Source organism: Ilyobacter sp., from assembly GCF_041583315.1.
Taxonomy (GTDB): domain Bacteria; phylum Fusobacteriota; class Fusobacteriia; order Fusobacteriales; family Fusobacteriaceae; genus Ilyobacter.
Window position 1 is genome coordinate 1 of sequence record NZ_JBFHGC010000353.1, and the last position, 3,113, is coordinate 3,113.

General features: G+C 37.0%; 2 protein-coding genes and 1 pseudogene. 1 reads left to right on the forward strand and 2 read right to left on the reverse strand.

Features of this window, described 5'->3' with window-relative positions; translation table 11 throughout:
• Positions 1–233, reverse strand: a pseudogene (locus ABZA26_RS11230) (selenide, water dikinase SelD); the annotation flags it as partial.
• 193 nt (positions 234–426) lie between these two features.
• The gene (locus tag ABZA26_RS11235) at positions 427–1,605 is read right to left on the reverse strand and encodes an NAD(P)/FAD-dependent oxidoreductase (RefSeq protein WP_372714618.1); all 1,179 of its coding nucleotides are present in this window, start codon (positions 1,603–1,605) and stop codon (positions 427–429) included.
• A 191-nt stretch (positions 1,606–1,796) separates the two neighbouring features.
• Between ABZA26_RS11235 and ABZA26_RS11240 the strand changes: the two genes are divergently transcribed.
• Positions 1,797–3,113, forward strand: a 1,317-nt coding sequence (locus ABZA26_RS11240) for a phosphate--AMP phosphotransferase (protein WP_372714619.1), incomplete at its 3' end; no start/stop codon positions are given.

A 3,113-nucleotide genomic window follows, 5' to 3' on the forward strand; every position in this document is an offset into this window, starting at 1 on the left:
ACCTGGCCAAATATATAGGGGTCATTTATCATAGGTGCAAAGAAATCAAGTGTCTGTATCATAGCTAAATCATCAGTGAGTTTGTACACCGATGCATCGTCTGATTTTTCGTATCCAACTATTAGATTTTCATCTTTTAAAGTTGGGAGGGTGGAAAGTAATTTTGAAAGGACGGCAGGACCCATTTTACAGGCACAACCTCCTACAGTACATTCATTTGAAGGGAACTTCATTTTTATCGCCTCTTTATATTAATGTTTTAATTGCTAGGAATATAATAACATTTTATCTGATAAAACTCAATATGAGAGGAATTTCAATATTTTTAAAGTAAAGTGTAATTTTTTTCTTGAATGAAATTCAATAATATCTTTAAAATATCAACAATAAAAAATGAGGCTGGGATTTCCCAGCCTCTATACCCTATTATTCATAAAGTCCGTAAATAACATCTGTAGATTCACGATTTTTGATAAATCCTCCAGCCTTCATAGCTGTTTTAGGGTCTCCTAGGAGGATAGCCCCCACTATTTTTTCATCACGGACGAAGAACTTCCTGTAAATTCCGTTTTTATTGTACTTATAGATATTTGCTCCCATAGGTTCTATATTTCCTCCAGAGAAGAATGAGATACCAGAAACTTTCAGCCTGGTCTCAGAACTTATAGGATTATATTTGCATTTCTGACCAGCCATATTACTACCGGCTATATCTCCCTGTTCTTTCGAAGGGATCCAGAGGCCGTACAGTCTTCCTTCAAATTCTGCAGTATCACCTGCTGCATAGATGTCTTTTATGCTGGTCTCCATATATTCGTTTACGACTATTCCTCTATTTATCTCTACTCCTGCACTCTCTGCCAGCTCCAGTCTAGGAGTTATACCTGCAGACAGGACGAGACTTTTTACCTCAAATACTTCCCCGTCATCAAACTTGATACCTTCTACAGAGTCTTTTCCCAATATCTCCTCTACATTTTTTCCCAGAATGAAATTTATTCCTTTTTCTTCCAGGGCTTTTTGGAGTATATGTGACCCTTCTTCATCTAGCTGTCTAGGAAGAAGTCTAGGTGCAGTCTCTATGACAGTTACGTTTTTTCCCAGGTTAAAAAGCGAGAAAGCCGTTTCAATCCCTAGTAGGCCACCCCCTAGAATAGCGACATCTTTGCAGATTTCCACATGATTTGCTATCTCATCACTGTCATTTACCCCACGAAATTTTAGGACACCCTTTTTTTCTTTTATTCCCTTTATATCAGGATATCTAGGCCTTGCACCTGTTGCCAGGAGGAGTTTGTTATATTCTATGGAGCTTCCGTCTTCAAAGGTAACTTTTTTATTTTTGGAGTCAATGCCAGTAACTTCCATATTTAATTTTACGTCGATATCTTTATCTAGATAAAAACCCTCACCATATCCGATAAGTTTTTCAAATTCGGTCTTATCTGCCAGGTATTCAATGAGTCTTATTCTATAGTAAAAGGGTTTAGGGGACTTTGTCACCACAGTTATTTTCCCCTCGCTATCTTTATTCCTAAGGTTTACTGCTGCAGATATACCAGCAATCCCGTTTCCTATTATTAAATATTCTGATCTTTCGTTCAAATATATCACCTTGCCTTTATTTGTTTTTTTAATAAAAACCGTAAAAAATGATGGGAATTATTCCTTAATTTAGTATACATCATTTTTCACCTGTAAAAAAGAGGGTTTTTAAGTAAAATTGAGAAAAACTATAGTAATTTATTTAAAAAAAGTCAGAAAGTGTGATTTTAGATTTTCAGAGGAGGAAGACTATGTTTGATTTCAAAAGCTGTCTGAAGATAAGTAAAGAGGAGTATAAGTCGACAATGGAACCTCTAATTATAAAAATGGGAGAGCTTCAAAGAACGGCAAGGGCCAAAAAAATTCCGATTCTGATTATTTTAGAGGGCCTGGATGCTTCTGGTAAGGGTGCTGTGATGAATGAGCTTCTTGTGGCCATGGATCCTAGAGGATATAAAGTTTATTCAAATAATAAAGATAATGAAGAGGAACTTCTCAGACCATTTTTTTGGAAATTTTGGAAAAATCTTCCTGGTGAAGGGGAGATAGCTATTTTTGACAGAAGCTGGTATTTTTCTGTTATTAAAAATATGAAAAATATTGATAAGAAAGAGTATAAACGAAGATGCAGAGAGATAATGGACACAGAGGAACTTCTGCAAAACGGAAAAACAATCATAATAAAGTTTTTTCTTTTTATCTCAAAGGATGAACAGAAAAAGAGATTTAAGAAACTGGATAAGAATCCTTCAACTTCCTGGAGGGTAACAAAAGAGGACTGGGAGAGCAATAAAAATTATGATGAAATTTTGGACCAATACGAGGAACTGATTCAAAATACAGGTAATGACAGAGACAGGTGGAACATAATATGTTCTGAGGATATAGACAGTGCAAGGGTACAGGTATTTCAGAAGACTGCAGAGTTTTTGGAGGAAGGCATAAATCAGCATGGCAAAGAAAGCCTGGAGATAATACCTCTAAAAGAAAAAAGTTTTTCCCTGGATAGTGTGAACCTAGGGGATTCTGTGAGCAGAAGAGAATATAAGAAAAAATTAAGCGGATACAAGAAAAAACTCATGGAATTGGAGCATGAGATATATGATAAGAGAATTCCGGTGGTCTTGGCCTACGAGGGATGGGATGCAGCTGGAAAAGGAGGAAACATAAAAAGAACGGTGGACAGGCTAGACCCCAGGGGATATGATGTTATTCCGATAGCTGCTCCAAATGACACAGAAAAAAGACACCATTATCTGTGGAGATTCTGGAAAGATTTCCCCAAGGGGGGACATATTACTATATTTGACAGGACATGGTACGGAAGAGTCCTTGTGGAAAGAGTAGAGGGGTTTTGTAAAGAGGAAGAGTGGCATAGGGCCTATCACGAGATAAATTCTATGGAATCCCAGTGGTCAGATGACGGTGCCGTGGTATTGAAATTCTGGCTGCATATAAGCAGTGAAGAACAGCTCAGACGGTTTAAGGAGAGGGAGAAGACATCATATAAAAACTGGAAGATAACAGAGGAAGACTGGAGAAACAGAGAAAAGTGGAATCTTTACAAA